Source organism: Rhodoblastus sp., assembly GCF_041915505.1.
Lineage (GTDB): Bacteria > Pseudomonadota > Alphaproteobacteria > Rhizobiales > Beijerinckiaceae > Rhodoblastus.
Window position 1 is genome coordinate 1 of the sequence record NZ_JAYSBG010000432.1, and the last position, 2664, is coordinate 2664.

2 protein-coding genes are annotated in these 2664 nt (G+C 64.5%); both read left to right on the plus strand.

Features of this window, described 5'->3' with window-relative positions; translation table 11 throughout:
- Positions 1–98 precede the first annotated feature (98 nt).
- On the plus strand, positions 99–1970 hold the full coding sequence (cobT, locus tag ACE3S9_RS18130) for a cobaltochelatase subunit CobT (protein WP_374547875.1): 1872 nt from the start codon (positions 99–101) through the stop codon (positions 1968–1970).
- 133 nt (positions 1971–2103) lie between these two features.
- Entirely contained in the window at positions 2104–2442 is a 339-nt protein-coding gene (fdxA, locus tag ACE3S9_RS18135; RefSeq protein WP_374547876.1) for a ferredoxin FdxA, read from the plus strand.
- Positions 2443–2664: the final 222 nt, after the last annotated feature.

Consider the following 2664-nt stretch of genomic DNA (forward strand, 5'->3'; position numbering starts at 1 on the left):
CTTCGGAAAGGATTTGCCGGAAAGCGCCGTCAATGTGGCTCTGAGTTGAGCCGCGCGACCGTTTCAAATCCTGCGCGCCTTCGGATCGGAACCGTCGCGTGACTCTGTCCAACGTCAAATCCTCGTCTCCGCGCGAGGCGCCGCACGAGCCCCTGAAGCGCGCCGTCTCCGCCTGCCTGCGGGCCATGGCGCGCGCGCCGGAGCTCGAGGTTTCCTTCGTTCCCGAAAAGGCGGGCGTGATCGCTTCGGGCGACAGCGGCAAGGCCCGGCTGTTCGAGCCGCCGCGCCGGCTGACCGCGCGCGACGCCGCGATCCTGCGCGGCCAGGCCGACGCCATCGCCTTGCGACTGGCCTGCCACGACGCCCAGACCCATCGTCGCTATGCGCCGGAGGCCCAATTGGGCCGGGCCATTTTCGACGCGATGGAGCAGGCTCGGATCGAAGCCATCGGGGCGCGGCGCATGGCGGGCGTGTCGCAAAATCTCGCCGCCGTGCTGGACGACCGCTATGAGCGCGGACCCTATGCCGAGATCCGCCAGCGCGCGGACGCGCCGATCGAGGACGCGCTGGCCCTGTTGGCGCGCGAGGTCCTGACCGGAGCGCCGCCGCCCCGCGCCGCGGAGGTTCTGGTCAATCTCTGGCGCGAGACGATCGAAACCCGCGCCGGCTCGGATCTTTCCCGCCTGTCCGATGCGATCGAGGACCAGAAGGCCTTCGCCAAACTGACGCGGAAAATCCTGTCCGATCTGGACATGGCGGAACAGGGCGATCCCGACGAGAACGACGAAGGCGAAGAGGGCGGCGACGACCAGCCGCAATCGGACCAGGCCGATGAAAGCGGCGGCGACAAGGACGACGAAACGACCGAATCGCAGAGCGCGGAGCGCGTCCAGGAAGCCGCCGACGAGATTCTTGACGGCAAACCCGAATCCGAAGAGGGGCCGCCGGGCGAGCAGGCCGACGAGCTCGATGTCGGCGAAGGCGAGGAGACCGAGGCGGCGCGCCGTCCGCCGAGCAACGCCGCGCCATTCTCGGGCCAGGATTATCGCGCCTTCGCCCCGCAATTCGACGAGATCGTTCACGCCGAGGATCTTTGCGACGCGGAAGAGCTCGAACGGCTGCGCGCCTATCTCGACAAGCAATTACTGCATCTTTCCGCCGTGGTGGCGCGCCTGGCGAACCGGTTGCAGCGGCGCCTGATGGCGCAGCAGAACCGCGCCTGGGAATTCGACCTCGAGGAAGGCATGCTCGATCCGGCGCGGCTGTCGCGGGTCGTGGTCGACCCGCAATCGCCCTTGTCCTTCAAGCGGGAAAAGGATTCCAATTTCCGCGACACCGTGGTGACGCTGCTGATCGACAATTCGGGCTCGATGCGCGGCCGGCCCATCACGGTGGCGGCGACCTGCGCCGACATTCTCGCGCGAACGCTGGAGCGTTGCGGGGTCAAGGTCGAAATTCTCGGCTTCACCACGCGCGCGTGGAAGGGCGGCCAGGCGCGCGAGGCCTGGCTGCAGGCCGGCAAGCCGCTCAATCCGGGGCGGCTGAACGATCTCCGCCACATCATCTACAAATCCGCCGACGCGCCGTGGCGCCGGGCCCGGAAAAACCTTGGCCTGATGATGCGCGAAGGCCTGCTCAAGGAAAATATCGACGGCGAGGCGCTCGATTGGGCGCACCGGCGGCTGATGGCGCGGCCGGAGCAGCGCAAGATCCTAATGATGATTTCCGACGGCGCGCCGGTGGACGATTCGACCCTCTCCGTCAATCCGGGCCATTTTCTAGAGCGTCACCTGCGTCAGAAAATCGAGGAAATCGAAACGCGCTCGCCGGTCGAACTCATCGCGATCGGCATCGGTCACGACGTGACCCGCTATTATCGCCGCGCCGTGACGATCACCGACGCGGAAGAATTGGGCGGCGCGATGACCGAGAAACTCGCGGAGCTTTTCAGCGACGCCGCCGGGGCCTGACGGCTTCGTCAGGCCGTTCACGAATGACTCGGCTATTGACTTGGCTAATCACTTGCCAGGTCGCGGCAAAAGCGCTAGCTAGCCTTCAAATTGGGTAGATCGCTCGGCCGATGGGCCGCGCGCGGAGAGGAAAATGACCTACGTCGTCGTCGAAAACTGCATCAAGTGCAAATATATGGATTGCGTCGAGGTCTGCCCGGTCGATTGCTTCTATGAAGGCGAGAACATGCTCGTCATTCATCCCGACGAATGTATCGACTGCGGCGTTTGCGAACCGGAATGCCCCGCCGAGGCGATCAAGCCGGATACCGAGCCGGACCTGGAGAAATGGCTGGCGCTGAACGCGGAATACGCCCAGCTCTGGCCGAACGTGACGATCAAGCGCGACGCCTTGCCGGAAGCCAAGGAATTCGACGGACGGGAAGGCAAGTTCGACGCCTTTTTCAGCAAGAATCCCGGCCAGGGGGACTGACGAAGCGGCAGGGCGCCGCAAGTTTCCCCTCGCCTTTTCAGCATCGCTCCTTAACCATCGGGGGCCGCCTGCGCGCGCCGAATCAATTATTCTTTGATTCGGCCGTTAACTTGTGCTATTTATCCTGCTCGGATCAATCGGCCCAAAGCTCGTCTCATCATTGAAAATGTCAGCGGCTCCCGCTACGGCGTGGAGCCTTATTTCGCCTCAGACAACCTCTTC

Bases quoted from the DNA above. Each gene is read 5' to 3' on its own strand.
- fdxA (WP_374547876.1), top strand. From the start codon at position 2,104: ATGACCTACGTCGTCGTCGAAAACTGCATCAAGTGCAAATATATGGAT.